General features: G+C 36.8%; 22 protein-coding genes and 7 pseudogenes. 4 read left to right on the top strand and 25 right to left on the bottom strand.

What is annotated here, in order from left to right; genetic code table 11:
• Positions 1-66: 66 nt before the first annotated feature.
• Both OOK85_RS03445 and OOK85_RS03440 read right to left on the bottom strand, forming a co-directional pair.
• Positions 67-315: pseudogene (locus OOK85_RS03445) on the bottom strand (IS110 family transposase); the annotation flags it as partial.
• A 201-nt stretch (positions 316-516) separates the two neighbouring features.
• Positions 517-1,464, bottom strand: coding sequence for an IS110 family RNA-guided transposase (locus tag OOK85_RS03440; RefSeq protein ID WP_264702207.1), 948 nt, complete (start codon positions 1,462-1,464; stop codon positions 517-519).
• A 953-nt stretch (positions 1,465-2,417) separates the two neighbouring features.
• Between OOK85_RS03440 and OOK85_RS03435 the strand changes: the two genes are divergently transcribed.
• Positions 2,418-3,308, top strand: a complete 891-nt coding sequence (locus OOK85_RS03435) for an Rpn family recombination-promoting nuclease/putative transposase (protein WP_264704168.1) — start codon at positions 2,418-2,420, stop codon at positions 3,306-3,308.
• Between the two features lie 42 nt (positions 3,309-3,350).
• Here OOK85_RS03435 and OOK85_RS03430 read toward each other — a convergent pair.
• From OOK85_RS03430 to OOK85_RS03390, 9 genes and pseudogenes are all read right to left on the bottom strand, one after another.
• A pseudogene (locus tag OOK85_RS03430) lies at positions 3,351-3,748 on the bottom strand (transposase); the annotation flags it as partial.
• Positions 3,749-3,767: 19 nt separating this feature from the next.
• Positions 3,768-4,520 carry an IS5 family transposase gene (locus OOK85_RS03425; RefSeq protein WP_264702259.1) on the bottom strand — a complete coding sequence of 251 codons (753 nt, stop codon included), beginning with the start codon at positions 4,518-4,520 and terminating at the stop codon, positions 3,768-3,770.
• Positions 4,521-4,601: 81 nt separating this feature from the next.
• A pseudogene (locus tag OOK85_RS03420) lies at positions 4,602-5,411 on the bottom strand (IS256 family transposase); the annotation flags it as partial.
• 83 nt (positions 5,412-5,494) lie between these two features.
• Positions 5,495-6,826, bottom strand: a complete 1,332-nt coding sequence (locus OOK85_RS03415; protein ID WP_264704029.1) for a DNA recombination protein RmuC — start codon at positions 6,824-6,826, stop codon at positions 5,495-5,497.
• A gap of 164 nt (positions 6,827-6,990) precedes the next feature.
• Positions 6,991-7,478: pseudogene (locus OOK85_RS08000) on the bottom strand (DDE-type integrase/transposase/recombinase); the annotation flags it as partial.
• Between the two features lie 23 nt (positions 7,479-7,501).
• Positions 7,502-8,254: an IS5 family transposase gene (locus tag OOK85_RS03405; RefSeq protein ID WP_264702253.1), complete on the bottom strand. Its 753-nt coding sequence runs from the start codon at positions 8,252-8,254 to the stop codon at positions 7,502-7,504.
• Positions 8,255-8,335: 81 nt separating this feature from the next.
• A pseudogene (locus tag OOK85_RS03400) lies at positions 8,336-8,530 on the bottom strand (phage tail protein); the annotation flags it as partial.
• Between the two features lies 1 nt (position 8,531).
• On the bottom strand, positions 8,532-8,846 hold the full coding sequence (locus OOK85_RS03395; RefSeq protein ID WP_264703132.1) for a head-tail joining protein: 315 nt from the start codon (positions 8,844-8,846) through the stop codon (positions 8,532-8,534).
• Positions 8,843-9,046 (bottom strand): annotated as a pseudogene (locus OOK85_RS03390) (IS110 family transposase); the annotation flags it as partial. The gene OOK85_RS03395 and the pseudogene OOK85_RS03390, both read right to left, overlap by 4 nt.
• 79 nt (positions 9,047-9,125) lie before the next feature.
• Between OOK85_RS03390 and OOK85_RS03385 the strand changes: the two are divergent.
• Positions 9,126-9,878 (top strand): IS5 family transposase, encoded by a 753-nt coding sequence (locus tag OOK85_RS03385; RefSeq protein WP_264702164.1) that lies wholly within the window; start codon positions 9,126-9,128, stop codon positions 9,876-9,878.
• Between the two features lie 8 nt (positions 9,879-9,886).
• On the opposite strand, the pseudogene OOK85_RS03380 reads toward OOK85_RS03385, so the two are convergent.
• The 4 genes and pseudogenes from OOK85_RS03380 to OOK85_RS03365 form a co-directional block, all read right to left on the bottom strand.
• Positions 9,887-11,032, bottom strand: a pseudogene (locus OOK85_RS03380) (IS110 family RNA-guided transposase); the annotation flags it as partial.
• Between the two features lie 622 nt (positions 11,033-11,654).
• Positions 11,655-12,263 (bottom strand): group II intron maturase-specific domain-containing protein, encoded by a 609-nt coding sequence (locus tag OOK85_RS03375; protein WP_264703007.1) that lies wholly within the window; start codon positions 12,261-12,263, stop codon positions 11,655-11,657.
• A gap of 128 nt (positions 12,264-12,391) precedes the next feature.
• Complete coding sequence (locus tag OOK85_RS03370; protein WP_264702189.1) at positions 12,392-13,342, bottom strand: IS481 family transposase; 951 nt, start codon at positions 13,340-13,342, stop codon at positions 12,392-12,394.
• 228 nt (positions 13,343-13,570) lie between these two features.
• Positions 13,571-13,927 carry a group II intron maturase-specific domain-containing protein gene (locus OOK85_RS03365; RefSeq protein ID WP_264704025.1) on the bottom strand — a complete coding sequence of 119 codons (357 nt, stop codon included), beginning with the start codon at positions 13,925-13,927 and terminating at the stop codon, positions 13,571-13,573.
• Positions 13,928-14,013: 86 nt separating this feature from the next.
• Between OOK85_RS03365 and OOK85_RS03360 the strand changes: the two genes are divergently transcribed.
• Positions 14,014-14,964, top strand: a complete 951-nt coding sequence (locus OOK85_RS03360; protein ID WP_264702189.1) for an IS481 family transposase — start codon at positions 14,014-14,016, stop codon at positions 14,962-14,964.
• On the opposite strand, the gene ltrA is transcribed toward OOK85_RS03360, so the two are convergent.
• From ltrA to OOK85_RS03345, 3 genes are all read right to left on the bottom strand, one after another.
• Positions 14,921-15,796, bottom strand: coding sequence for a group II intron reverse transcriptase/maturase (gene ltrA, locus OOK85_RS03355; RefSeq protein ID WP_264704166.1), 876 nt, complete (start codon positions 15,794-15,796; stop codon positions 14,921-14,923). The two genes, OOK85_RS03360 and ltrA, sit on opposite strands and share 44 nt — an antisense overlap.
• Positions 15,797-16,338: 542 nt before the next feature.
• Positions 16,339-16,563 carry an RNA-dependent RNA polymerase family protein gene (locus tag OOK85_RS03350; protein WP_264704023.1) on the bottom strand — a complete coding sequence of 75 codons (225 nt, stop codon included), beginning with the start codon at positions 16,561-16,563 and terminating at the stop codon, positions 16,339-16,341.
• Positions 16,564-16,578: 15 nt separating this feature from the next.
• Positions 16,579-17,301, bottom strand: a complete 723-nt coding sequence (locus OOK85_RS03345) for a reverse transcriptase N-terminal domain-containing protein (RefSeq protein WP_264704021.1) — start codon at positions 17,299-17,301, stop codon at positions 16,579-16,581.
• Between the two features lie 560 nt (positions 17,302-17,861).
• Between OOK85_RS03345 and OOK85_RS03340 the strand changes: the two genes are divergently transcribed.
• Positions 17,862-18,860 (top strand): pyruvate dehydrogenase complex E1 component subunit beta, encoded by a 999-nt coding sequence (locus tag OOK85_RS03340; RefSeq protein ID WP_012673123.1) that lies wholly within the window; start codon positions 17,862-17,864, stop codon positions 18,858-18,860.
• Here the strand turns inward: OOK85_RS03340 and OOK85_RS03335 are convergent.
• The 7 genes from OOK85_RS03335 to OOK85_RS03305 all read right to left on the bottom strand — a co-directional run bounded on the left by OOK85_RS03335 (position 18,836) and on the right by OOK85_RS03305 (position 26,367).
• Positions 18,836-19,216: a TrbC/VirB2 family protein gene (locus tag OOK85_RS03335; protein WP_264704015.1), complete on the bottom strand. Its 381-nt coding sequence runs from the start codon at positions 19,214-19,216 to the stop codon at positions 18,836-18,838. The two genes, OOK85_RS03340 and OOK85_RS03335, sit on opposite strands and share 25 nt — an antisense overlap.
• 4 nt (positions 19,217-19,220) lie before the next feature.
• Positions 19,221-19,973, bottom strand: coding sequence for an IS5 family transposase (locus OOK85_RS03330; protein WP_264702164.1), 753 nt, complete (start codon positions 19,971-19,973; stop codon positions 19,221-19,223).
• Positions 19,974-20,234: 261 nt separating this feature from the next.
• Positions 20,235-21,094, bottom strand: a protein-coding gene (locus OOK85_RS03325; RefSeq protein WP_264702431.1) for an IS630 family transposase whose coding sequence is annotated in 2 segments (ribosomal slippage) — positions 20,235-20,770 and positions 20,770-21,094 — 861 coding nt in all. Because the reading frame shifts where the segments join, the coding sequence is not laid out codon by codon here.
• 911 nt (positions 21,095-22,005) lie between these two features.
• A complete protein-coding gene (gene lepA, locus OOK85_RS03320) occupies positions 22,006-23,802 on the bottom strand; it encodes a translation elongation factor 4 (RefSeq protein WP_264704013.1) in 1,797 nt (598 codons plus the stop codon).
• Between the two features lie 140 nt (positions 23,803-23,942).
• Positions 23,943-24,149, bottom strand: a complete 207-nt coding sequence (locus tag OOK85_RS03315) for a hypothetical protein (RefSeq protein WP_264704011.1) — start codon at positions 24,147-24,149, stop codon at positions 23,943-23,945.
• A complete protein-coding gene (locus OOK85_RS03310; protein ID WP_264704009.1) occupies positions 24,149-24,895 on the bottom strand; it encodes a hypothetical protein in 747 nt (248 codons plus the stop codon). Before OOK85_RS03310 ends, OOK85_RS03315 begins: the two co-directional genes overlap by 1 nt.
• Positions 24,896-24,972: 77 nt before the next feature.
• Positions 24,973-26,367: a malonyl-CoA decarboxylase gene (locus tag OOK85_RS03305; protein ID WP_264338213.1), complete on the bottom strand. Its 1,395-nt coding sequence runs from the start codon at positions 26,365-26,367 to the stop codon at positions 24,973-24,975.
• Positions 26,368-26,577 lie beyond the last annotated feature (210 nt).

Genomic DNA, 26,577 nt, shown 5'->3' with positions numbered 1-26,577 from the left:
ACAAAATTTACAATTATTTTATAGCATTAAAACTTAATTTTTTCAAGATATAATCTCCTAAGAAACTCACTCAACTAACTCTTCTTGTTGAACTAATATGTAGCCAAATTCGCTCGCTTTTTTGATCAAATTTTTTACAGTTCTATCTTTATAGCGTGTTTCATAGTATTCCATTCCTTTTTCTACATATTCCTGTCCGTATTTGAGCATACTATAAAATATGCATGCCATTTTTCTTGCAGTAGCTGTTATTGCTTTTGGTGCTCCTAGTCGTTTTTTCAATCTTCTGTAGTATGCACCCAACGCACTTTTACTATCAACTATGTTTTTTAAAAATTTTTTTATTTGTGTAATTTTGCAAATTATATGGGCAATAAAAACCCGTTTGTCATAGAAATAGAATTTTATATCAAACAGCTACCACAGCAATTTCTGCTTAAGCTAATGAATATGTGCTTTAAGTCTGTGTGGACGCACATATTCATTAGCCGATTTCAGTTACCGTTGTGAAGATTTTTAAGTATGCAAATTAATTGCTTCTTTAAGTCTTGTATTAGCAATTACTATAATTTTAAGCATTAGGGCTGTTATAGCCACCATCTTCTTCTTACCACTTTCAACAAGCTTAGAATAAAAGGCGCCAAGTATAGATTTTGACCTTGTAGCAGCCATAGCGGCTGTAAAGAGCTTTGAACGAACGTTACTTCTACCACCTGTAATCCTTCGGTAACCAACAGCTTTACCACTTTCTTTTGGATGCGGTGCAACTCCGGCAAGACTTGCTACTTCTTTTCTGTTTAAGTAACCAAGCTCTGGCATTAAACACAAAAAATCTTGTGATAACTTTTTACCTATTCCAGGAACTGTTTTAAGAATTTTTTGGCGTTGTTGTAATTCGCGGCTTTCATCAATAATCTTTTGTATAGTATCATTGAGTTCGTTTATTTGACTATCGAAAAACTCAATGGTCTTTTGACAGCTTTCTTTTATATGATCATTTTCCGGTGCTTCAAGTCTGCATTTTTCTTGAGTTCTCATTTGCGTAATATCATCACGACGTTGACAAAGTGCAGCCAAAGTTGATTGTTCTGTAGAGGTAGGTACAAATAGAGAGATAGTTCTATGGCGTTCAAATCCATATTGAGCAAGAGCTCTTGCATCTGATCTATCAGACTTTGCTAAAGTTCCGTGAGATAAAATAAAGCTTTTTACTTTACGAGTATTAGCTCGATGCACGGCAATATTTTTGTCGGTAAGAAAATGTGATAAGCCAAGCTCATATTTCCCTGTATTTTCTAAAGTCACTAAAGCATTAGGTAGAATATCTGAAAACTCTTGAAATAATTGTTGCCAACCAGAAGCATTATTATCAAATTCGACAGCATTCTTCTGTTTGTGAATTGCAACGACATTTTTAAATTTTCCGATGTCAATGCCAATAAAATTTTGATAAGATGTAACCATAATAAACCTCGATAGTTTTAGTTAATTTAAGATTGTAAACGGGTGCATATATATGTCCCAAGCAACTATTCAAACGTATCGAGAGATAGGGCTAGCGTACCTTGATACCAACGGTTGTAATACCAATTTCCTTTCGGTCGCGCACGCCCGTGATAGCCCTATTCCTAGTGAGCAGGGTTATCTTTCTCTCTTATCTCTTTTATATCACGTTTTTAACTTACAATTTCCTTCCTCCGGTTCCTATTTGGGCTATAGGTCTTGGTTATTAGTTCGTGTCTTATTTGTTGAAGATACTTTTCTAAGCCTTCTGCCTCTATCAATTCGAATGTCATCCCATCTATTCCTGGTGCCCCATTACTCTTCTTTGTTAGCTTATATGCTTCTTCCAGTGTCTCCATCTTGCAGACGTGAACATAGATTCCCCAGAATCGCCATTCCGGTTCTGCTTTCGCTTTGGTTTCTTCTCAGGTCTTGTAATTTTATTGGCATTTTTATCATTTTTACCTTTACCTTCCTTTTGTTAAAAGATTTCTACTAGCAGGGTGCCTTTGCTCCATGAGCGTTACCTCACTTCTTCACTACTACGCACCCATCCGCCACCCTCTCATCTTCAGTTCACTTCCTGTTTTCAGTTATAGAACCTATCTCTCCAAGGTATTTCTCCTTGGGATGAGGAGGGCTTCTCCAGTTGCTTTGTATGTCCTCATTGCCATGCCGTTACTAACACCCCGCTGAAGTAGACCAATCGTTTCATTCGTTTTTCGTCTGGTCTATTCTGTCTTCGCCAGTACCAAGATGGCTCGACCTTCAGAATATTCCTTTCGAGGCAATCTGTGTATTCGCTTTCGCTACGGCCTGGTAATTCGCCATTATCCTACGATAATGTTGTCGGTAGGCTTCAACATTTTGGTTTCCCTCCATGCTGCTACCCAAGCTACAGGATTCCGACTTTTATCCTGGTAGGTCTATCTCCTACTGAACAATACTCACCTTCTCTGGACGCACTTGGCACTGAAAAAAATAAGAATATTCTCATACATTTTTTGAATGATATTTTAGGATTTACCGAGATAAATACTATACAAGAAGTGGAATTCCTCAGTACTATAATGGATCCTGAAATTGTATCTGATAAGCAAAGTATAGTTGATGTTCTTTGCAGGGATGAAAATGGGGTGCAAGTAATAGTCGAAATGCAAGTTGCCAAAACTAAAGGCTTTGAAAAACGCGCTCAATATTACGCTGCTAAAGCTTATTCAAGGCAAGCTGATAAAGGTGATCAATATCAGGATCTTAAAGAAATCATTTTTATAGCTATTGCTGATTGTATTCTCTTTCCTAATAAATCTGAGTACAAATCAAAGCATACTATTCGAGATGAAGACACTAATGAGCATGATCTAAAAGATTTCTATTTTATATTTATTGAGTTGCCAAAATTTCCAAAGAATAAGGAAGATCAGTTGGAAAATATAGTTGAAAAATGGGTTTATTTTTTTCGATATGCAGATGAGACTAGTGAAGAGGATCTAAAAAAAATAGTAGGAAGTGATATAATTATTGGTAGGGCTTATAATGAATTGAACCAATACAATTGGAGTGAAGAAGAGCGGTTTACGTATGATCAAGCTAAGAAACGTGAGGATGATAATGTATCTTGCCTTAAACAAAAATTTAATGAGGGTGTTGAAGTAGGTATAGAGAAAGGAAAAATCGAAGTTGCAAAAACAATGCTGGCTAATAATGTTGATGTTGACACTATCGTTAAGTGTACAGGTCTTTCCATTAGTGATATTGAAAAATTAAGGAATGTGTTAAAAGAGTATTTGAATGACAAAATATAATGTTAAGAGGGAATGTTCAAAAAAGTGTGTCAAACCGCATTTTTAATTCAACTCAATTTTCAATCTGCCAGGAAAGAAGATATCAAGTTGAGATATAGTTAAAGCCCAATTGGGTATGGCCATAGTCCAATTTTGCTCTGCCTTTTTTATAGCACAATATACCTGTTTATACAAGCTGGTAAATGAGCCCTTAGTTTTAGTAAATTTTCTAATCTGTCTATGCAGTCCCTCAATAGGATTGGTAGTATAAATTAGCCTCCTGACTGGGCCAGAATACTTGAAATAGCCGGATCCAATTATTCTGCCAGGATTTTATGACTAGTGGATATTTTTCTCTCCATTTTTCTTCCAACTCAAGCAGATAATTTTCAGCTATTTCTCTACTTGAAGCCTGATATACTTTTTTTTAAATCACTCATGAAAATCTTTACATCTTTGCTAGGCTCTGTGGACAAAATTTTAGAGAAGCCATACAAGAGCTCCAACAAAATTGAGAAAACCCATAAAAACCTCAGCAGTTTTATCAAATCTGGAAAAAATGCGCCTAAAATTTTTAATTTTACCAAAAAAACACTCAATCAAATGACGTTCTTTGTAGATATGCTCATCGTAATACCTTTGCACTTTTCGATTCCGTTTTGGCGGAATAACTACTGTACATCCCTTGTCTTCAAGACTTGTAACAAAGGCATTGCTATCGTAGCCCTTGTCAGCTACTACAGTAGAGTTATAGATACTTTCGGTCAACACTTGTGCCTGCGTAATTTCATTTCTTTGACCAGGAGTCAGAGTAAATTTAAGTGGATTTCCAAGTGCATCGACAAGCGCATGTATTTTAGTTGTAAAGCCACCTTTGCTCCTCCCTAAAGCTTCTTGATCCTTGGAGTTTTTTGTATATCCAGATGAACATGGATGGGCTCGGATGATCGTACCGTCGATTATAGCAACTTCTAAATCAGGCTCTTGTTTAGTATATTCAAGCAATTTTTTCCAGACATCTCTTTCACACCATCTTTTAAATCGCTTATGTATACTCCTGTAATTACCATAAGTTTTTGGTAAAAGTCTCCATTGGCAACCACTTCGCACTATGTACCACACTGCCTCTATGAATATTCTTAAACGTTTTTCATCTTTGCTGTGCATTCCTTTTACGCTTTTTATGAACTCTAAAATTTGTTTCCAATTTTCCTCTTTGATGTAATATTGCATATGGTAGTTTCTCCATTTTTTACCTATTAGGCTAAACTACCATCTTTTTCTCTCTTTTCATATTTTTTGTCCACAGAGCCTAGATACATATTTCAGAGAATTGCGTATCTGATGCACCACACATAGCTGTACCTCCGCATTAGGAAACACACTGTTTATGGCTGTAAGAAAGCTTTTTAGCCCATCAACACAGGCAATTAGAATATCTTCTACTCCTCTTTCTTTTAGATCATTTAGTACTCCCAACCAGAAGTTAGCTCCTTCACTTTCAGCCAAATAAAAACCTAATACTTCTTTTTTACCATTTTGATCTATGCCTAATATGTTATACATGCATTTACTTACGCAATGTCCGTCCTCTTTGACTTTAAAAAGCCATGAAAACTATCGGATATACAGATTGCAGCGGACGACTGCGCCATTCATTGATTACTGGTAGCAATTTATCAGTAATACTTGATATCTCTGCCGCCGATATTTTGTGATCATAAATTTCCTCAACATGTGACGCTATATCTCTATAGCCCATACCACTGGCAAATGTGCTCAAAATCTTCGTTTCAAGCTCTGGTTTGTTTGCCTTTTTTTGACTATTTGGGGTTCAAAGCTTCCCTCCCTATCTCTAGGCGTCAAAAGCTCAAATGAACCTGCACTTGTCCGTAAAGTCTTTCCATTTCTCCCATTTCTTCGATTATTCTCTTCACTTTCAGCTAATAAGTGATTTTCTATTTCACCTTCCAAACTTGCCTCCAGCAGCTTTTTTATAAATGGTGTAAATGCTCCATCCCTTCCTGTCAACGGTTTTCCTTCTCGTATAGACGACAGAATGTTTGTTTCTAATTCTTTATAATCTACCAAACCGGTAGTTCTGTTTACTATTTTTTGACTCATTGTCAAACCTCCATTTTTTTATATCAATTTATTACTTTTTTTTCGGTTTGACACACTTTTTTGAACATTCCCTGTTAAGATGCCTAATCTACTTTCAGCTCCTCAGTATGTAAACTGCGTGGTAAAGACTCTAATTCCTTTGCAGCACTTAAACTTTTATTTTTTGCATGTATACCAAGCTTATTGAATTCTCGAGCAGCAGGAAACACCCTTGCTTCAAGAGAGCCAGCAGTTTTATTATAATGATCAACAGCACTTTTTAAGCTCCTGCGCAAATTATCAAAGTTTTCACCCATTGTGCAAATGCGCTCATATAAAATGTGACCTAGTTCACTGATTTTCTTTGCGTTTTCAGCTATCATCTCTTGCTTCCATCCATATGCTATTGCTCTCAGCAACGCAATTAGAGTGATCGGTGTTGCAATGATCACTTTTTTTTCCACTCCAATCTCTATCAAAGCAGGCTCATATTCCAGTGCTGCGCTAAAAACCCCCTCCCCTGTTAAGAAAAGCACCACAAGTTCTGGCGTATTTTCAAATTGATTCCAGTACTCTTTTTTACCCAAGTCATTTATGTGTTTTTTTATTGCCAGGGAATGATTCTTTAATTTCTCCTTTTGTATTTGCAAATCATTTTGTGATATAGCATCCATGTAAGAATCCAGTGGCACTTTAGCATCTATTATTATTTGCTTTCCAGATGGCATTTTGATTATTAAATCAGGACGCAATAAATTATCCTCGTTTTTATCAACCACTGACGGCTGAGTAAAAAAATCGCAATATTCAATCATTCCCGCCATTTCTACCACCCTTTTGAGCTGCATTTCACCCCACTTTCCTCTGATGTGAGGCTTTCTCAAGGCATTAGCAAGGCTGGAAGTTTGGTTCATCAGCGCTCCAATTTGCTCCTTTAAACCTTCATAGGCCCCTACCCTCTCTTTTTCTAGCTCGCGTATTTCATTATCGAATTTTTCTAATTTTTCTTTTATTGGCGTTACAACTTCGTTGATCGTTGCTTGTCTTTTTTTGAAATCGCTTTCCGTTTCTTTTAATTTGTTATTAATGACTTCCTTCGCTAAGTTCAGAAAATTATTATTGTTCACTTGCAAGGCATCAAGAGAGAGCGCTTTAAAAGTGTTTGTTAATCTCTCCTCTGCTTTTGTTAGTAATTCTATTTCCTTTTTCTTTTCCTCACGTTCTTTTTGCAGAGTTACTTCAAGTTCTGCTCTTTTGACCCTTAAATCAACTATTTCTTCATTCTTCGTAAGCAAAGTTTGCTTTGTTTCTTGAAGTTCTTGCTCTAATTTACATAAATTACCCTCAAGGTTTGCTTTCTTTTCGCTCAGTTTTTTTACGATAATGTAGAAAAATAGTAATAGAGAGACAACCAGAGCTATAGAATTGAAAAGCATCAGAATAAAAAAGCTGTATTTACAATTCTATATGATTTTTGTGTGTATAAGAAAGAAAAAAGGAGCACTGACCTTACCCAGAAAAAGTAGAGAGAAAGTTAAGACGTTTTTATCATGAGAATAAATTGTGCAGGAATGCAATAGTTAATAGTAGAATGTCTACGTTATTTGTTATAAAAGATTTCTATGTATTCAAATATGGCAGTTCTGGTTTGTTGAGCGAGAAGTATCAATAAGCAGCTCCCTTTTTAAGTGAACTTTTCTGCAACAGAGTTATCGTAACAACAGCCCTTATGGCTCATGCTGGAAATGATGTTTTTTGTATTCAATAGAAATTGGTAATTTTGAGAGGTATACTGTGACCCTTGATCGCTATGTAACAGCAGATTTTTATCGGGTTTGCGTTTATCAACGGCCATCAATAAAGAATCTATAACTAATTATCATGTTACTCATTAACCACCATGCGTGAATATAGGTCAATTATTGCCGCCAACAACCTTCTTTAGTTTTTATGTAGGTAATCCCAAACTTTATTTGGCTGATCAGTAGTAAAATTTTGATCCAATGTGTTCGGAGCCACAACTCGGTTGCTTATTTGCTGTTTTTTATTTTTGAACCTTCGTCTAAGCTTGGCTTTAATGCCATTTTCTCCTAGGCTCTGTGGACAAAATTTTAGAGAAGCCATACAAGAGCTCCAACAAAATTGAGAAAACCCATAAAAACCTCAGCAGTTTTATCAAATCTGGAAAAAATGCGCCTAAAATTTTTAATTTTACCAAAAAAACACTCAATCAAATGACGTTCTTTGTAGATATGCTCATCGTAATACCTTTGCACTTTTCGATTCCGTTTTGGCGGAATAACTACTGTACATCCCTTGTCTTCAAGACTTGTAACAAAGGCATTGCTATCGTAGCCCTTGTCAGCTACTACAGTAGAGTTATAGATACTTTCGGTCAACACTTGTGCCTGCGTAATTTCATTTCTTTGACCAGGAGTCAGAGTAAATTTAAGTGGATTTCCAAGTGCATCGACAAGCGCATGTATTTTAGTTGTAAAGCCACCTTTGCTCCTCCCTAAAGCTTCTTGATCCTTGGAGTTTTTTGTATATCCAGATGAACATGGATGGCCTCGGATGATCGTACCGTCGATTATAGCAACTTCTAAATCAGGCTCTTGTTTAGTATATTCAAGCAATTTTTTCCAGACATCTCTTTCACACCATCTTTTAAATCGCTTATGTATATTCCTGTAATTACCATAAGTTTTTGGTAAAAGTCTCCATTGGCAACCACTTCGCACTATGTACCACACTGCCTCTATGAATATTCTTAAACGTTTTTCATCTTTGCTGTGCATTCCTTTTACGCTTTTTATGAACTCTAAAATTTGTTTCCAATTTTCCTCTTTGATGTAATATTGCATATGGTAGTTTCTCCATTTTTTACCTATTAGGCTAAACTACCATCTTTTTCTCTCTTTTCATATTTTTTGTCCACAGAGCCTAGTTTTCGCCTTAAAAATTCTTAGCCTTCTTCTCATTAACGTCAATTTTATCTTCTTTTCCTCACTGATTTCCTTAGCTGCTTGCGCTTTTAACCATAGTGCCGTTTTGTTTAATGCCTTTACCGTTGCTAATTCTACTTTTCTTCTTTTAGCATTTACACTTTCTATTACCTCAACTTCTATATGAACAGACATTTTACACCCCAGACGCTTTTATTTTCCACGTTATTCCAGACTTGTCTCTAAGTGGCGGTGAGTGTACTTTATATCTTCGATCACCTATAACAAAAACATCTCCTACTATTGGCTTTAACACATCAAACGCACTTACTTCTAACGCTAAAGTTTCTTCCACAAATTGTCCTTCACCAATCTCGTATAATTTATCTGGCTGTTGCTTTAATACTTGTACCATGTACGCCTTATTTTTCGACTCATACAAAGCTACTTCTCCTAAATGGGCAAAACAATCTTCTAATAATCGCTTAATATTCTCTCCTAAGAAACTCACTCAACTAACTCTTCTTGTTGAACTAATATGTAGCCAAATTCGCTCGCTTTTTTGATCAAATTTTTTACAGTTCTATCTTTATAGCGTGTTTCATAGTATTCCATTCCTTTTTCTACATATTCCTGTCCGTATTTGAGCATACTATAAAATATGCATGCCATTTTTCTTGCAGTAGCTGTTATTGCTTTTGGTGCTCCTAGGCTCTGTGGACAAAAAATATGAAAAGAGAGAAAAAGATGGTAGTTTAGCCTAATAGGTAAAAAATGGAGAAACTACCATATGCAATATTACATCAAAGAGGAAAATTGGAAACAAATTTTAGAGTTCATAAAAAGCGTAAAAGGAATGCACAGCAAAGATGAAAAACGTTTAAGAATATTCATAGAGGCAGTGTGGTACATAGTGCGAAGTGGTTGCCAATGGAGACTTTTACCAAAAACTTATGGTAATTACAGGAGTATACATAAGCGATTTAAAAGATGGTGTGAAAGAGATGTCTGGAAAAAATTGCTTGAATATACTAAACAAGAGCCTGATTTAGAAGTTGCTATAATCGACGGTACGATCATCCGAGGCCATCCATGTTCATCTGGATATACAAAAAACTCCAAGGATCAAGAAGCTTTAGGGAGGAGCAAAGGTGGCTTTACAACTAAAATACATGCGCTTGTCGATGCACTTGGAAATCCACTTAAATTTACTCTGACTCCTGGTCAAAGAAATGAAATTACGCAGGCACAAGTGTTGACCGAAAGTATCTATAACTCTACTGTAGTAGCTGACAAGGGCTACGATAGCAATGCCTTTGTTACAAGTCTTGAAGACAAGGGATGTACAGTAGTTATTCCGCCAAAACGGAATCGAAAAGTGCAAAGGTATTACGATGAGCATATCTACAAAGAACGTCATTTGATTGAGTGTTTTTTTGGTAAAATTAAAAATTTTAGGCGCATTTTTTCCAGATTTGATAAAACTGCTGAGGTTTTTATGGGTTTTCTCAATTTTGTTGGAGCTCTTGTATGGCTTCTCTAAAATTTTGTCCACAGAGCCTAGTCGTTTTTTCAATCTTCTGTAGTATGCACCCAACGCACTTTTACTATTTCCTACAGAATGAGCAGCTATTCGCAAAGCATTTGCAGCACGGTTAATGACTTTACGTGTTCTTGTGTTAAACACTTTTTCCCCTGTAACTTTATTAGCAGGACTGAGTCCCAACCACGATGAAAAGTGCTTTTCTGTTGGCCATTTACTATGGTTTATACCAACTTCTGAAATTATGGTTTGTATACTTAATACATCAATCCAGGAATTTTAGTGAAATCCATACCAGTTATTCGGTGCAGTTCCTCATACAAAGCAAAGCTTGGCTTACTTTTGCTATTTTTATTCTTTTGCTTACTTAGCTGTTTGCTTTCACAAGACTTTGTTTCAAACGTTTTGTAATAGGCTTCAATATTTCTATCACATTCTGCTATTTTTTCTTGATAAATATTATATAGTTCAAATTCTTGCTTTAGCGTGAATAAGTGTTCCTCTCTATAGTCACCAGCTAACGCTTTTGCAATAGTAGACTGATCATTTTTCATTCGCACGTCCCTGAATTCTGCCAATTTTTCAGAATCTCTTTCGCCTTCAATTATAGCTTCAATGATTTTCATACCAGTTATCCCAGTAATATGACTAATAACCTTGTGTAATTGTATATTCATTTGAATTAATGCCTTCTGCATACGCAGAATATGTGTAGATGCACTTTCAGTGAGATTTTTGCGTTGCCGCACGTAACTGCGCAATACACACATCTGATTATCTGGCCTAAACGATCTATGAAGCAGTCCGTAGCTATGCAGTTGTTGGAGCCATTGGCAATCTTGAACGTCAGACTTCCTACCAGGTACATTCTTTACATGCCGTGCATTTACCAATCTTACCTCGAATTTGTATGACTCAAGTATTTGAAATAAAGGAATCCAATATACTCCTGTTGATTCCATAGCTACTGTTGTAACTTTACACTTTTTCAACCACTGTGCTAAGTTATGAAGGTCTTCAGTAAAGCAGCCAAATTTCTGAACGCGTTGTTCATCTCTTCCTTCAGGTACACACACATAGTGTACAGCTGAACCAATGTCTATTCCTGCTGCATTAGGATTCACTATTTCTAATTTACTTTTTGCTTTTTTCATGGTAACTCCTACATATAATTTGTAATAGGGAAACGCTTCAGCTTGGAACGGTTGATAGTACAATCTCCTAACCGAGGTAGTCTAAATGACTCCATCAATGATTTGACCGTTCCTTCCAAAACCATCCTTGCATACGGGCACTTAGGCACCATTGAAAATGTCGGTCATAACTGCAAAGGCGCTCCCTGTACAACTATACTTGAAAACTACTAAAAACTTAAATTTGTGTGTTTCTTTCTGATTTGACAGATTTCGTCTGTTCGATGCTTGCATATTTCTTTTTGATATACTAACCTTTACATGCTAAGAAAGCGCATACCGGTAGAGTTGTTCTGTGCCTCACCACCTTGTAGTTACTCTACCAGTATGTTACGCTATAGCGACGTTATCTAAGTGGAGAAAGTCACCTCTTGCATATTTCTTTTTGATATACTAACCTTTACATGCTAAGAAAGCGCATACCGGTAGAGTTGTTCTGTGCCTCACCACCTTGTAGTTACTCTACCAGTATGTTACGCTATAGCGACGTTATCTAAGTGGAGAAAGTCACCTCTCCCCACTCGACTGCAGAACCGTACGTGACAGGTTACCGTCATACGGCTCCTCTGCAATTTGGTGCTTGTCATGCACACTTTCTGTGTAAATTATCATGGCAATGTCCATGTAACAAAGATAAGTTTTTGGTTATATTGTTTTTCTTGTTTTGGTCATTGTGATGTACTTCCAAAATATCATCATTTTTAAACCAAAGTTGACAATAATCACACTTACCCTGTTGTAACTTCAATAAATTTGTTACTCTTGTTGGCTTATCTGGTACTCTCTTCAGACGATTACCCCAGTATACCCAATCACCATCATATGGTGTCTTGGTTCCTTTCACCTTGGTATGCCGTTTTATAACGTAATCTCCATGTCTGGTAAGATTTACTCCATTACTTGTCATAAATCGCCAATTATCGTTACCATACTTTTTAAAGTATTTTTCCTTGATCCAGCGGTTTCCTTTGTTATGGTGTTTATATACTGCCCATTTCCAAAGTTTTCCAAACATAATGTGATCTAACAAACTAAATATCTTACATGATACTACTGAAGTGTAATATTGACACCATCCTCTAATAATTGGGTTAATGTGTTTTATTACTGCTCCCTGCGATTCACCACGCAATTTCTTCAGTTTGTGTTTGATGACCCATGTATGCTGTTTCACGGATTCGCGACTTGGCATAATTATTGTTTTATGGCTTCTCTTACCACGATTTACTGGATATTGTCTTACCGTAAACCCCAGAAAGTCAAAACCTGGCTTTTCTCCCTTTAGAGTATGAGTTATTCTCGTTTTTGATGGCTTTAGCTCTAGGTGTATGGTCCCAGAGTGTGATGGTGTGGATTTAGTATAAATAATTCTGGAGACTGTGTCCACTGATAACATATAAATTCATAAGGAGTAAGACCCTTAAGAGTTTTGAGTCTCTTTGCATAATTATAAGCCATAACAAAGTTATAAAGGTGTTCTTTAAGTTGCTGGTGCGATTGATAGTAATACTTCTTAACTGTAGCATCCTTTAAAGTTTTATTCATACGCTCGACTTGCCCATTCGTCCAAGGATGGCTAACTTTTGTCAAACGATGTTCAATAACATTCTCTTCGCAAACTCTATCAAATATATGTTGGAAAGCATACTTATGACGCTTCTGGTTTGTAAATTGTATACCGTTATCTGTCAAAATAGTATGGATTTTATACGGTAAAATTCTAATCAAATTACGTAAGAACTCAGCAGCTATGGGTTTTGTAGCACTGTTACGCAACTCAACATAGGTAAATTTGGATGTCCTATCAATAGCAACAAACAAATGTAATTTGCCCTCCTCAGTTCTAACTTCAGCAATATCAATATGAAAGTAACCGATAGGATATTGTTTGAATTTCTTTTTTGACTTAACTTCTCCATCAACAGTTGGTAATCTGCTAATGTTGTGTCTTTGTAAACAACGATGCAAGCTAGAGCGAGTCAAATGCGGAATTGTAGACTGCAGAGCGTAAAGGCAATCATCTAGTGGCAGTAGTGTATACTTGCGAAATGTAACTATTATAGCTTCCTCTTCTAGCGTTAAAACAGTCGATCTTGGACGCTTTGGACCCATATCAGCATCTTTCGTAAATGAACGTTTTCTCCACTTAATAATAGTTTTTGGATTAAGGTTATAATGCTTGGAGAGTTTTGCTATGCTCTCTTTTCTATTTTGTATTGCTCTACGAATCGTCTGTGTTGTTTTGGCGCACCCATGTAATATTTGTCCCATAACTCCTCCTTTGATGGTATTTTTTTCTCATATTTTATCATACCATCACACTCTGGGACTGTACACCTAGCCCTATGGTCTTTAACCATTCTTCAACCAGAACTTTCACCTTAAGAATAATTTCTTCACTCTCATGTATGATGACAAGGAGAGTAGACCGGCGGACCTTCCCCACCAGTCTCTCGCAGAACTGTACGGAAACCTCTCGGTTTATACAGCTCCCATTATTTAGCCTTTTGATCCTAACCCAAGTGTCCAATGATAGAAAATATTTGGAGACCTCTTTCTCACTTTTCCTAGAAATTGCTTTGCTAGCCTTCCATGATCCCGAAGTTTCTTATATTTTGTCCTGACCCATCTTATGAGGTATCTCTCTATATTTCTGAGAGATGTATACATCTCTGATTTATAAAACCTTCCATAGTACTGAAACCAGCCTCTGACTATTGGATTTATTTTCTTCGATATTTCCTCTAATGTGGTCCACGTAATCCGATGTATTCTCCATGACTTTATGGTTTTCTTGATCTTCTTCTTGGCTTTGTTGCAAATTGCTGGTAGAAATGAGACAAAATAATTCCTCATCTTATTCTTTGCTACTCTAGGTGTACAGTCCCAGAGTGTGATGGTATGATAAAATATGAGAAAAAAATACCATCAAAGGAGGAGTTATGGGACAAATATTACATGGGTGCGCCAAAACAACACAGACGATTCGTAGAGCAATACAAAATAGAAAAGAGAGCATAGCAAAACTCTCCAAGCATTATAACCTTAATCCAAAAACTATTATTAAGTGGAGAAAACGTTCATTTACGAAAGATGCTGATATGGGTCCAAAGCGTCCAAGATCGACTGTTTTAACGCTAGAAGAGGAAGCTATAATAGTTACATTTCGCAAGTATACACTACTGCCACTAGATGATTGCCTTTACGCTCTGCAGTCTACAATTCCGCATTTGACTCGCTCTAGCTTGCATCGTTGTTTACAAAGACACAACATTAGCAGATTACCAACTGTTGATGGAGAAGTTAAGTCAAAAAAGAAATTCAAACAATATCCTATCGGTTACTTTCATATTGATATTGCTGAAGTTAGAACTGAGGAGGGCAAATTACATTTGTTTGTTGCTATTGATAGGACATCCAAATTTACCTATGTTGAGTTGCGTAACAGTGCTACAAAACCCATAGCTGCTGAGTTCTTACGTAATTTGATTAGAATTTTACCGTATAAAATCCATACTATTTTGACAGATAACGGTATACAATTTACAAACCAGAAGCGTCATAAGTATGCTTTCCAACATATATTTGATAGAGTTTGCGAAGAGAATGTTATTGAACATCGTTTGACAAAAGTTAGCCATCCTTGGACGAATGGGCAAGTCGAGCGTATGAATAAAACTTTAAAGGATGCTACAGTTAAGAAGTATTACTATCAATCGCACCAGCAACTTAAAGAACACCTTTATAACTTTGTTATGGCTTATAATTATGCAAAGAGACTCAAAACTCTTAAGGGTCTTACTCCTTATGAATTTATATGTTATCAGTGGACACAGTCTCCAGAATTATTTATACTAAATCCACACCATCACACTCTGGGACCATACACCTAGGTCTAAAAGTATAACCTAGAAAATCAAAGTTCTGTGTAGGAAATTCCTCTCTTCTATCATCATCCTTACAGTACACTATCTGTGTCTTTTCAGGATGTAATTTCAACTTATACTCAGCCAATCTTTCTTCGATCATTACTTTCATAAATTCTGCCTGTTTCTTAGTCCTGCAGTGCACTATCGCATCATCCACATACCTCTCAAATGGTACTGTCGGGTAGTTCTTTTTCATCCATATATCAAACACATGATGCATGAATATATTAGAGATGATTGGGCTAACTGAACCTCCTTGTGGAACTCCTTTATCCCTAACTACCTTACTGCCATCTGCAAGTTGTATAGGGGATTTCATCCACCTTTCAACGTATAGTATAACCCATTTGCAGTCTGTGTGTTTCTTGATAGCCTGCAGTGCTAAATCGTGGTCCAGATTGTCGAAAAATCCAGATATATCAAGATCTACCGTCCAATCATTTTTCCAACATCTCTTCCGTGCTGTGTATACCGCATCCAATGCAGACTTATTTGGTCTATAACCATATGAATCTTCATGAAATTTCGGTTCTACTAACGGTTCAAGATACATTGTAGCGGCTGTTTGCGCTATCCTATCTGATACTGAAGGAACGCATAAAATTCTTTGCCCTCCTCCAGTATCTTTTGGTATTGCAACAGCTTTTACCGGCTCTGGAAAATAACTTCCGGATGACATCCGATTCCATAGTTTGTATAGATTATCTTTTAGATTCTCCTCAAACTTTGTTATCGAGACCTCATCTACACCTGCAGCACCTTTATTTTTTGATACTTGTTTATAAGCTCTCCAAATAAGTTACTTCGGTATATCAAAAGACTTTGTTTTATTCATTAACTCCTCCCTTTCGGTTGATACATAATTAAAACTAAATAACTCAGCTCCTTTGCTCCATTTCCATTACAGAAACTTCTTCACTACTACGCGCCCCTGTTTTTCGCATCGGTACTCTCATCCTCAGAGATCGGCTCTTTGGACTTCTTCCTTATCATCGAAACGACAGGTTCCCGTAGTTCCATGCAATAGCCTAAAATAGATTCACGCCACTTTTATGCCGGACGCCACCCACCCAGTAAACAAGCTCCCGATGGGTTTATCCCAGGTTAACGACTACCCCCTGGTTTTGACGTCGTCTCTACGCTTTCGACACTTCATCAGTGATTCACTTGCGTTCGTCTCTCTATTTCATACATGACACATAACTGTGCCTTTTCCATAACGCTCACTACCTTAGCTCTTTACCAAAGCAGCTTATGGCTGTTTGAAGCCTGCTCTTGCAAACCGGCTCCGAGGGGCCCTCCCTCATCTATTGCACAGCTTCAACACTTCGCGTGTTTCTACGGCGCACAATCATCGGCGTACGTAATTACACTAACTGAATTTTGTGCCTGTTTGCGAGATACTCTACCATATTTCTTTTTCGCATGTTGGAAAAGTTCTTCCTTAAGTTCTTCTTTGATATTTTGTTCTAATCCATATAGTGCTACACATGCAAGTAATGGAGAAATTGTTCCACCTTGAATTGTGCCACGTTTAGTGGGATTAAACTTTTTATCTTTCATAATGCCTGCTTTCAATCATCCTTTTATAATTCTCTTTAGAGTTGGTGTGGTATTAAGTTTTTCGAGCAGTGCAGAATGTTTAATATTATCAAAGCATCCGGAAATATCAGCATCCAATATAAATGCTGTTTTCTGACCAAGTGCGATAAATATAGCTGCTATTGCATCATGACACGATCTACCAGATCTAAAACCGTAAGTGTTAGGCTCAAACTTTGCTTCCCATTCCGGTTCTAGTGCCATTTTGACAAGTGTTTGCTTTGCTCTATCTGCTATTGTAGGAATACCGAGCGGGCGATACTCCGATGGCCTATCAGATTTTGGGATCCATACCCGTCTTGATGGCTTTGCCTTCTCTCTTATATTTAAAGAATTTGCTAATAGCAATCTTTCCTTTTTATTAAGATTAGACTTTCCATCAATACCTACAGTCTTTTTCCCTCTGTTATCCTGAGTTACCCTCCTAACAGCGAGCATTCTTGCACTTGTTGATTTTAGTAATAATCTCTGAAGTTTATGCATCTTCTTGATATCATTACATTTAGAAGCTCGGTAAATTCGTTTTTGTAGCTTAAATGAAGATTTCTCCAGCTTACGCCAGGGAGTTTCATTCCATTCATACCTAACATTTTGTTGGCTCATAACATATTCACTACTATTCACAACTTTACCTTCCAAACTACAGTGTTTACGTCTGCATATCCCAAATATTACTTTAGGCATTAGCTTCTTAAACAATCCCTCCACATAGAAGCATTCAGTGGGCCACCTTCTTAGTTATCCTTTTTAAACAAAGGATAATAAGAGCTTCCATGTGGTTACTCCGTTCCATGAAATCGTTTCACGTTAGACTTAGGTTCTTACTATTTGCCGGGAGATTGAAAACATCTTAATTAGACCTTCTCATTCCAATTATTCATTCCTCCGTACCTTTTGGTTTATGCGTATCAACTTTATTTCGCATATCACGAATAACGACAATTCTGACATAAGTTCCTTTCGTAACCATATCTAACTTTCTTAGGGGGGATTTATTACAAAGTTTAATATTACCCCTTTTTAATCCATGCTTGCACCCTAGAAAGTCGCCACTTTTCTAAAGTGTGGATTATGCTTTCAACCCGATGTTAAGGCGGATGGAATTTAACCATCACGATTTCACGACTTTCGGATCGCACGAGAAGATTTTTTTTTGGAATGAGTTGGTCATGATGTTTGTAAAACTTAATTTGTACACTTTACTTACCCCCAGTAATTCTGATATAGTTACTTTAGTTAAAGTCTATAAAAGTTTATAAATGGCAACCTTAAGTGTAAGAGAAGCTTTATGCACAGCAATTAGAGAAGAAATGCAAAACGACTCTGATGTGCTTATCATGGGTGAAGAAGTTGCAGAGTATGATGGTGCTTATAAAGTAACGAAAGGATTACTGAAAGAGTTTGGAGAAAACAGAGTAGTTGATACGCCTATTACCGAACATGGATTTGCTGGCCTTGCTGTTGGAGCGGCATTTGCTGGATTAAAGCCAATAGTCGAGTTTATGACTTTTAATTTTTCTATGCAAGCTATTGACCAAATTGTGAATTCCGCAGCAAAAACAAATTATATGTCAGGCGGACAACTTGGATGCCCTATAGTATTTCGTGGACCAAATGGCGCTGCAGCAAGAGTTGCTGCACAACATTCTCAATGCTTTGCAGCTTGGTATTCGCATATACCGGGGTTAAAAGTAATAGCACCCTATTTTGCCTCCGATTGCAGAGGTCTGCTTAAAGCTGCAATTCGTGACCCTAATCCGGTAATATTTCTAGAAAACGAAATAGCTTATGGACATGAGCATGAAGTTTCTGACTCTGAGCTATCAAACAAAGATTATCTACTTGAGATAGGCAAAGCTGCTGTTATACGGGAAGGAAAGGATGTAACTATCACTGCTTTTTCATTAAAATTAATGGATGCCTTAAATGCAGCAGATTTACTTTCGAGTGAAGGTATAGAAGCTGAAGTTATTGACCTCAGAACCTTAAGACCACTTGACACTCAAACTGTTATTAACTCTATTCAGAAGACTAATAGGTTAGTTAGTGTAGAAGAAGGATGGCCATTTGCAGGAATAGGAGCAGAGCTGTCAGCCGTTGTTATGGAACAAGGATTTGACTACCTTGATGCTCCAGTTGTACGCGTAACTGGCAAGGACATCCCCTTACCTTACGCTGCAAATCTAGAAAAAAAAGCATTACCGCAAGTGGAAGATATAGTTGAAGCCGTGCATCAGGTCTGTTTTAGAAAAAAATAGTTCTTTTTTGTGTCTCCTGTTCCGCATTGGTCCATCAAAGAAGTATTTCCAGTGCCGCCTATACCACCCATTACTTTTATGACGATAGTTTTAGCACCGAAAAATACAGCACAAAATATACCGAGTGCAAAAAGAGCTGGCCATGGCATTCTACCAAATATCGCAAGCAAAGCTGCACCTATTATCACTACGGTCATAAGCGGTCCGCCTATTCCCCAAACGTAGCCAATAATGTTACATATTACTTGAGCAGTTGTATCAGTATTAGTGTCAGCGGCAGCACTCCCAACATGAGAAAAAGAAATAAATAATACTATAAAAAGAATATTAAAAACTTTCCTAGGCTCTGTGGACAAAATTTTAGAGAAGCCATACAAGAGCTCCAACAAAATTGAGAAAACCCATAAAAACCTCAGCAGTTTTATCAAATCTGGAAAAAATGCGCCTAAAATTTTTAATTTTACCAAAAAAACACTCAATCAAATGACGTTCTTTGTAGATATGCTCATCGTAATACCTTTGCACTTTTCGATTCCGTTTTGGCGGAATAACTACTGTACATCCCTTGTCTTCAAGACTTGTAACAAAGGCATTGCTATCGTAGCCCTTGTCAGCTACTACAGTAGAGTTATAGATACTTTCGGTCAACACTTGTGCCTGCGTAATTTCATTTCTTTGACCAGGAGTCAGAGTAAATTTAAGTGGATTTCCAAGTGCATCGACAAGCGCATGTATTTTAGTTGTAAAGCCACCTTTGCTCCTCCCTAAAGCTTCTTGATCCTTGGAGTTTTTTGTATATCCAGATGAACATGGATGGCCTCGGATGATCGTACCGTCGATTATAGCAACTTCTAAATCAGGCTCTTGTTTAGTATATTCAAGCAATTTTTTCCAGACATCTCTTTCACACCATCTTTTAAATCGCTTATGTATACTCCTGTAATTACCATAAGTTTTTGGTAAAAGTCTCCATTGGCAACCACTTCGCACTATGTACCACACTGCCTCTATGAATATTCTTAAACGTTTTTCATCTTTGCTGTGCATTCCTTTTACGCTTTTTATGAACTCTAAAATTTGTTTCCAATTTTCCTCTTTGATGTAATATTGCATATGGTAGTTTCTCCATTTTTTACCTATTAGGCTAAACTACCATCTTTTTCTCTCTTTTCATATTTTTTGTCCACAGAGCCTAGGGAAGATGGAATTTAACCATCACAAAATCACGACTTTCGGGTCGCACCAACTGCACGAACATTGTAATATGGCACGATATCACATAGTAAACGATGTCATCCCAGTGCCCAGACTACTTGGATCCAGGAAACTTAACTCTACACCAAGTATAGCTCTTTTCATAATAGTCCGGAAAGTTCATAGAAAAGCAGAATCAACAGCATGACGAAAAGATGTGAATAGAGGAATGTTTTTCCTAGCTCTGTTTTTTATAGCAAACCAATGATGCTCAATTTTGTTAAAATCGGGAGAATAAGGCGGTAGATATAAAATTTCTGCACCAACTCCTTTAGCAAGTTCAGTAATCTTATTAGACTTATGAAAAGTAGCATTATCAAGGATAACAGTTTGTCCAGGTTCCAAAATCGGTGTTAGGAACTGCTCAAACCATTTATTAAAGATATCCATATTACAGTGGCCTTCAAATGTTAACGGAACAACTATTTTTCTGCCGTTTAAGGCTGCAATCATACTGATTCGTTGAATTTTTTTACCAGATTTTAGAGCATAAAACCGCTGTCCTTTCTGAGAATATCCATAGGGATAGTCTTCGGTATTATCAATACCAGATTCATCTATATATACTAAGTTTTGAGGTTCTTTTGTTGCTATAATTTTCAAAAATTCAGCACGTTTTTCTTCATTCCTTTCTTTGTATCCATATGTCTTTTTTTGCGTGTGAGTCCAATTTTTTTAAGAGCTCGATGAATCGTTGGGATACTAACATTACTCCAAAGCTTAGCCATTTCCGATAGAGTTTTTCCACCATGTTTTTTGGCAAATTCAGTAAATTTATTCCAGTCGGTAATTTTGTGATTATAACCTCCATTTCCAAGTTTTTTCGACTGAAAATCTCCTGTTTCTTTTTTTCTTTGCTGCCACTCCCATAATGTAGTTCTTCCAATTTTAAATCTTGCTGCTACCGTTTCTCTGCTTTCCCCTTCGTCTAGCACTTCCATTGCTTTTTTTCTTAAATCATAACTATATGCTGCTGGCATACTTACCTTCACTACTATAAACTCTTATTTTAACCCGTTTGGACCATTATGAAAAGAGCTATAAATGTACAATAAGAACTAGATTCCAGACTGGAATGACACCCTACTTAACCGTCATACCGCGATTCATTCGCGGTATCTCTTAGCATAGATCCCGCTAACACGTAGCGGGATGACAGCAATCCTACGTCATACCGTCACGGTATCTCATCCGCTAACACATAGCGGAATGACGAAGTTATCGTCATTCCACCGCGAACCGTCATACCGCCGCGGCGGTAACAAGAGATCCCGCTGCGGGATGACGAGGTCAGGGTGTCATGAAAGTAGCTGACACTGGTTTCCATCCAAGACAGCAGTAGCCCCTTCGGTGTCATTCCAGTGCCCAGACACTGGGATCCAGGAATTTTATTAAGTTGGTAAGCATAAAAGTGTTATGTAAAATACAACGTTCTTGATGGGATTGCGTGAAATGCTGGATCCCAGTGTCAAGAACTGGGATGACAAAAAAAGGAGCACTGGCATGACACCTCTCTTGGACTCTTTTAGCCACAAACATTAAGAAATTTACTAAATGAAAAAAAAGGCAAAAGAAGCCCCGTGGTGCGAGTTTTGACTCTATATTACTGTAAGTGGCGCTGTAATAATGTGCTGACGCTTAGTTTAAGCGCGATTTGGCTGAATGTAGAAAAAATAAAAAAGACATGCAGCCGCTATAATTTTATGTAATCCGCCAATAAATACTCTGAGTTTTTTACTGAATTTTTGTTGTTGAACCTGCGCAGATCAAAAACAAGTTTTGAGTCATAAATACCCTTAATACTACAATAAGGGGGCTGGCGGAGTTTGTCAAGTAAGTTTTTTCGTTTCTAACGGTTGTTGCCAAAAACTATACAAGAAGTCTTTTAAGATCAATCACTTATCTTCAAGGCTTGAATAAAAGCATTCTGTGGAATATTTACGTTCCCTATAGAATGCAACCTTTTTTTACCCTTCTTTTGCTTTTCAAGTAGTTTCATTCTTCGCGTTACATCTCCACCATAGAGTTTAGCTGTTACATCTTTTCTATATGGATTAATCGTTTCTCTGGCAATAATTTTCCCGCCCACTGCTGCTTGAATCGCGATTTTATATTGCTGACGTGGTATTAGATCCTTCAAGCGTGCGCATATTTCACGCCCCCTTTTTTCTGCTCTGCTTTTGTGAGCGATACAAGCCAGTGCATCTACGGGCTCTCCATTAATTAAAAAGCTTAATTTATCTATTTGGCTTACCAGATAGCTGGAAATTTCCCAATCCAAACTTGCATACCCCTTGGAAATTGATTTTAGCCTATCGTAAAAATCAAAAACAACTTCAGACAGTGGTAACTTATATCTTAACAATGCTGTTATTGCGTTACCAATGTAAGATAAATCTTCCTGTTCTCCCCTCCTTTCTTCACATAGAGATAGAATCTCTCCCAAGTATTGATCAGGAACCATTATGGTTGCAGTAATCCATGGCTCTTCCACAATTTCAATTTTCGTTGGATCTGGCATATCACTTGGGTTATGAATATTCAAAACTTCACCACTTCGTGTTGTAACCCTATATATAACACTCGGTGCAGTTGCTGTTAAGTCTAAATCAAATTCTCTCTCGAGCCTTTCTTGAATAACTTCAAGATGCAACATTCCCAAAAATCCACAACGAAATCCATAGCCTAGTGCATTTGAAGTTTCAGCCTCGAAGGTAAAACTTGCATCATTTAAATGTAACTTTTCTAGAGCTTCTCTTAGATATTTAAAATCATCCGTTTTATGAGGAAAAATGCTACAAAATACCACAGGATGCACTTCTTTAAATCCAGGAAGTGCTTTACTACAAGGTCTCTTTTCCTCAGTGATAGTGTCCCCTACCTTGCAGTCTGCCACTTCCTTCATTGAAGCAGTTATAAAACCAACTTCACCCGCTGAAAGATCTCTCGTCATAACTTTTTTAGGGGTGAAAATACCAATATTGTCCACTTGATATGTAGCATTATTAGACATCATAACAATCTTCATGCCTTTTTTTAGCACTCCATTTTTAACTCGCACTAAAATTACTACTCCTAAGTAAGTGTCATACCAACTATCAACTAAAATTGCTTGCAATGGAGCATTTACATCACCTTGAGGAGCTGGAAGTTTTGCTACTATTGCTTCCAGTACATCTTTTATTCCAAGTCCAGTTTTTGCTGATATTAAAACTGACTCACTTGCATCAATACCGATTATTTCCTCAACCTGGAGTTTTACCCCTTCTGGATCTGCAGCAGGAAGATCAACTTTATTGAGCACAACTATTATTTCATGGTTGTTGTCAATAGCTTTATATACATTTGCAAGGGTTTGTGCTTCAACGCCCTGGCTACTATCTACCACTAAAAGTGAACCTTCACATGCGGCTAAGCTTCGGCTTACCTCGTAAGAAAAGTCAACGTGACCTGGGGTGTCCATGAGATTTAGGCAATATTGATTACCGTCATTTGCCGTATAATTGAGTTTTACTGTCTGTGCCTTAATTGTAATCCCACGTTCGCGTTCTATATCCATTGAATCGAGTATTTGATTGATCATTTCTCTTGCTTCAAGGCCGTTACATTCCTCTATTAAACGGTCAGCAAGCGTTGACTTACCGTGGTCTATATGCGCTATTATTGCAAAATTTCTTATGTTGTTCATTGATGGCCTACTTATACTTAATTAGTAAAACCATTTTACATTTTAAGTGTTGTGAGGGCAATTATTTATATTTAATATGTTAACATCAGAAGACCAGCTACAAAAGACAAAGAAATACTAAAAGTGGTAGAAAGAACGCGCTATTTTCGTGAGGCGATCCTTTTTTGAGGCAAAACTTGATCAGCTGATGGTTGGTTAAGTTTGCTACTCGCCGAATTTTCATTCCTTTGCTGGCTATTCTGTTTGCATGTTTTTACTGCACTAGCAAGGCTTAGATAATGATCACCAACTTTAATCCTTACATCTTTATTTTTTTCCAAATCTTCATCGGCTGGTTTATCACCCACTATTTTAATACTGCCATCGCTATTATTGAGCAACCAACAATTTTGTTGTCTATACAGAATTTACTATTTAAAAACTCACTTATTTTAATACTCGCGTTTTCATTATTATTATCTTGTAGTGTAATTGCTGCATAAAGATTACCGCTTTGAGTTTTCGTTATTGATACTGAATCAATAACACCATTTTCTATATATTTACCGAATTCTGCATTGACTTTTTTCTCTAATTCACAGTATTCGTTTTCATTAGCATCGTCAGGATGTTCGTTTACATCATTACCTTGACTCGTTGCACCTTGTGGCAATTGCTGCTGTTGCATTTTTTCTAGTGCTTCTTTCATTTTCTTCTGAAGTTGCACAACTTGATTAAGCGTGTCTCTTCTACCATCGTTACCATTATCAAGTAGCTTTAAAGCTTCTACCACTATGTTTAAGTTTTTATAAGCTACTTTAATATTATACTTGTCACTCAAAGGCTCATTGTTAGCTAAAGAGTGTGTCAAGCTATTCCAACAATCCTCTTCAATAATAGCATGTTCTGTTGTAAGCAATTGATAGATATTCCAAAGCTTTCTGATTATTTCTTCTTTTTGACTGTGATTCTTTTTAATTAGCTCCAGACTTTCTTTAATATCTTCAACCAGGTTATTAACATACACAGGCGATTTTACTATCGACCTGCTCCTTATTGATTTATTTAGTTCTTCCTCAATATCTTGAAGTTTTTTCAAAATTTCATTAGTCATACGCTTTCCCTCACAAGATTATCTAACATTATATACATAAACATTAGGAAATTTTCAACATATTTATGCATCTCCTATTATTCCTTCAACATAGACGACACTTTTTTCGAGCAGGAAATCACTTTATTAACCATATAGTTTTCATGATTGTTATCTATTTTAGGCAACTCATACAGATAATTTACCATCATTCCAGCCGACTGACTAATACCTTTTTCAGAAGTATCCGCCATCCAGTTTAATTGTTTTATCGATGCACCATTGCTTAAATGAAAATGCGCCACCGGATCATAAGCATTCCCATTACTATTATTCACTTTTAGTAAATAATATGCACATAGTTTAAGCATGCATTGTTTAGTTTCATTTATACATTCAACGTTAATTTTTAATTGCTCTGCACTTTCTAAAATTTCTGCACTAGATTGTTTTATATTTAGTTTGCCCAATAAAGTGACATCTTGGTTTAGATTGTTTTTTAGCCATTTCGTAAAGCCAGGTATTGGAGAAAGAGTTGCGTATGTTTTTATACTTTTAAACTCCTGTGATAGCTTTTCTACAACCCTTTTGATCAAAAAATTACCAAGGCTGATTCCAGATAACCCTGCTTGAGTATTTGATATTGAATAGAATATAGCAGTGCTCGCACTACTTGGATCATTTGAAGGTACCGACTCATCTAAAAGGTGTTGAATACTATCTGCAATCTTATCCACCAATGCAACCTCTACAAAAATTAGAGGTTCGTTTGGTATCTTGTAATGAAAAAAAGCAAAACAGAGACCCAGCCTGTTTTTTAAGTCATCCCAAGAGGAAATTTTATGCACAGCTTCATATTTTATAAGTTTTTCTAGCAATGATGCAGGTGAATCCCAGGTGATTTGACGAAGATCAAGTAGATCAACATCAACCCAAGTATAGAGTATATTTTTTAATTCGCTTTCTAGTGGATTCAAGCTTCTATATTGGTTCTTTAGCTTAAGCACGTCAGAACGCATATCAACAATAAACTTAAGGCCTTCTGGTAAAGAAATAAATTGCTTCAATATTTTAGAACGCGGTGATTCAAGAATTTTTATTAAATCCTGTTCAAATTTATAGTTTAACTCGGGATCTTGGTTTTTCTTATACTCTCTAATTTTCTCATCTATTTCCGCTTTATTCGGATTAAATTTTTCTGCCAGGGTTTGTAGAAATTTTATTTTACCTTTCTCTGATAAGCTCAAGTACAGGTTACCAAGAGATACAGCGTTCTTACGTGCTGAAACCTCCCCTCCCTTTGGGTTTAAGCACTCGTTCATCTTCAAGACTAAACTATCGATATCGCGACTGTTGCTTAAATCAGGACTGATGTTACCAATCCACGATCTTACAGCATCTGCCACTCCACCTAGTATTTTAAAAAAGCTTCCTACCGCCTTTTTGTCTTCAACTTTCACTATATCAGTTTTTACCAATGATTCTTTTGTCATAGATTACCTTTATTATACATGGCTAATGCAAGTCAGTACGTCATACCGCCGCGGCATCTCAGCCGCTAACAAGAGATCCCACTAGCGGGATGACGGTTGTCGGTAAACCCAAGTTATTTTAGCTACATATAGCTTAAGTTAAAAGAAAATTTAGCTACATAGCAGGCACTATTACTAGGCTCTGTGGACAAAAAATATGAAAAGAGAGAA

It is taken from the genome of Wolbachia endosymbiont (group A) of Volucella inflata (assembly GCF_947250665.1).
Classification (GTDB): Bacteria; Pseudomonadota; Alphaproteobacteria; order Rickettsiales; family Anaplasmataceae; genus Wolbachia; species Wolbachia pipientis.
The sequence above is the reverse complement of the archived record's forward strand: the minus strand, read 5'-3'. Positions and strand labels throughout refer to the sequence as shown.

Excerpts from the sequence above, each read along its gene's own strand:
- OOK85_RS03440 (WP_264702207.1), bottom strand. The coding sequence starts at position 1,464 with ATGGTTACATCTTATCAAAATTTTATTGGCATTGACATCGGAAAATTT.
- OOK85_RS03425 (WP_264702259.1), bottom strand. The coding sequence starts at position 4,520 with ATGCAATATTACATCAAAGAGGAAAATTGGAAACAAATTTTAGAGTTC.
- OOK85_RS03415 (WP_264704029.1), bottom strand. The coding sequence starts at position 6,826 with ATGCTTTTCAATTCTATAGCTCTGGTTGTCTCTCTATTACTATTTTTC.
- OOK85_RS03405 (WP_264702253.1), bottom strand. The coding sequence starts at position 8,254 with ATGCAATATTACATCAAAGAGGAAAATTGGAAACAAATTTTAGAGTTC.
- OOK85_RS03385 (WP_264702164.1), top strand. The coding sequence starts at position 9,126 with ATGCAATATTACATCAAAGAGGAAAATTGGAAACAAATTTTAGAGTTC.
- OOK85_RS03375 (WP_264703007.1), bottom strand. The coding sequence starts at position 12,263 with ATGCCAAGTCGCGAATCCGTGAAACAGCATACATGGGTCATCAAACAC.
- OOK85_RS03370 (WP_264702189.1), bottom strand. The coding sequence starts at position 13,342 with ATGGGACAAATATTACATGGGTGCGCCAAAACAACACAGACGATTCGT.
- OOK85_RS03365 (WP_264704025.1), bottom strand. The coding sequence starts at position 13,927 with ATGAGGAATTATTTTGTCTCATTTCTACCAGCAATTTGCAACAAAGCC.
- OOK85_RS03360 (WP_264702189.1), top strand. The coding sequence starts at position 14,014 with ATGGGACAAATATTACATGGGTGCGCCAAAACAACACAGACGATTCGT.
- OOK85_RS03350 (WP_264704023.1), bottom strand. The coding sequence starts at position 16,563 with ATGAAAGATAAAAAGTTTAATCCCACTAAACGTGGCACAATTCAAGGT.
- OOK85_RS03340 (WP_012673123.1), top strand. The coding sequence starts at position 17,862 with ATGGCAACCTTAAGTGTAAGAGAAGCTTTATGCACAGCAATTAGAGAA.
- OOK85_RS03330 (WP_264702164.1), bottom strand. The coding sequence starts at position 19,973 with ATGCAATATTACATCAAAGAGGAAAATTGGAAACAAATTTTAGAGTTC.
- lepA (WP_264704013.1), bottom strand. The coding sequence starts at position 23,802 with ATGAACAACATAAGAAATTTTGCAATAATAGCGCATATAGACCACGGT.
- OOK85_RS03310 (WP_264704009.1), bottom strand. The coding sequence starts at position 24,895 with ATGACTAATGAAATTTTGAAAAAACTTCAAGATATTGAGGAAGAACTA.
- OOK85_RS03305 (WP_264338213.1), bottom strand. The coding sequence starts at position 26,367 with ATGACAAAAGAATCATTGGTAAAAACTGATATAGTGAAAGTTGAAGAC.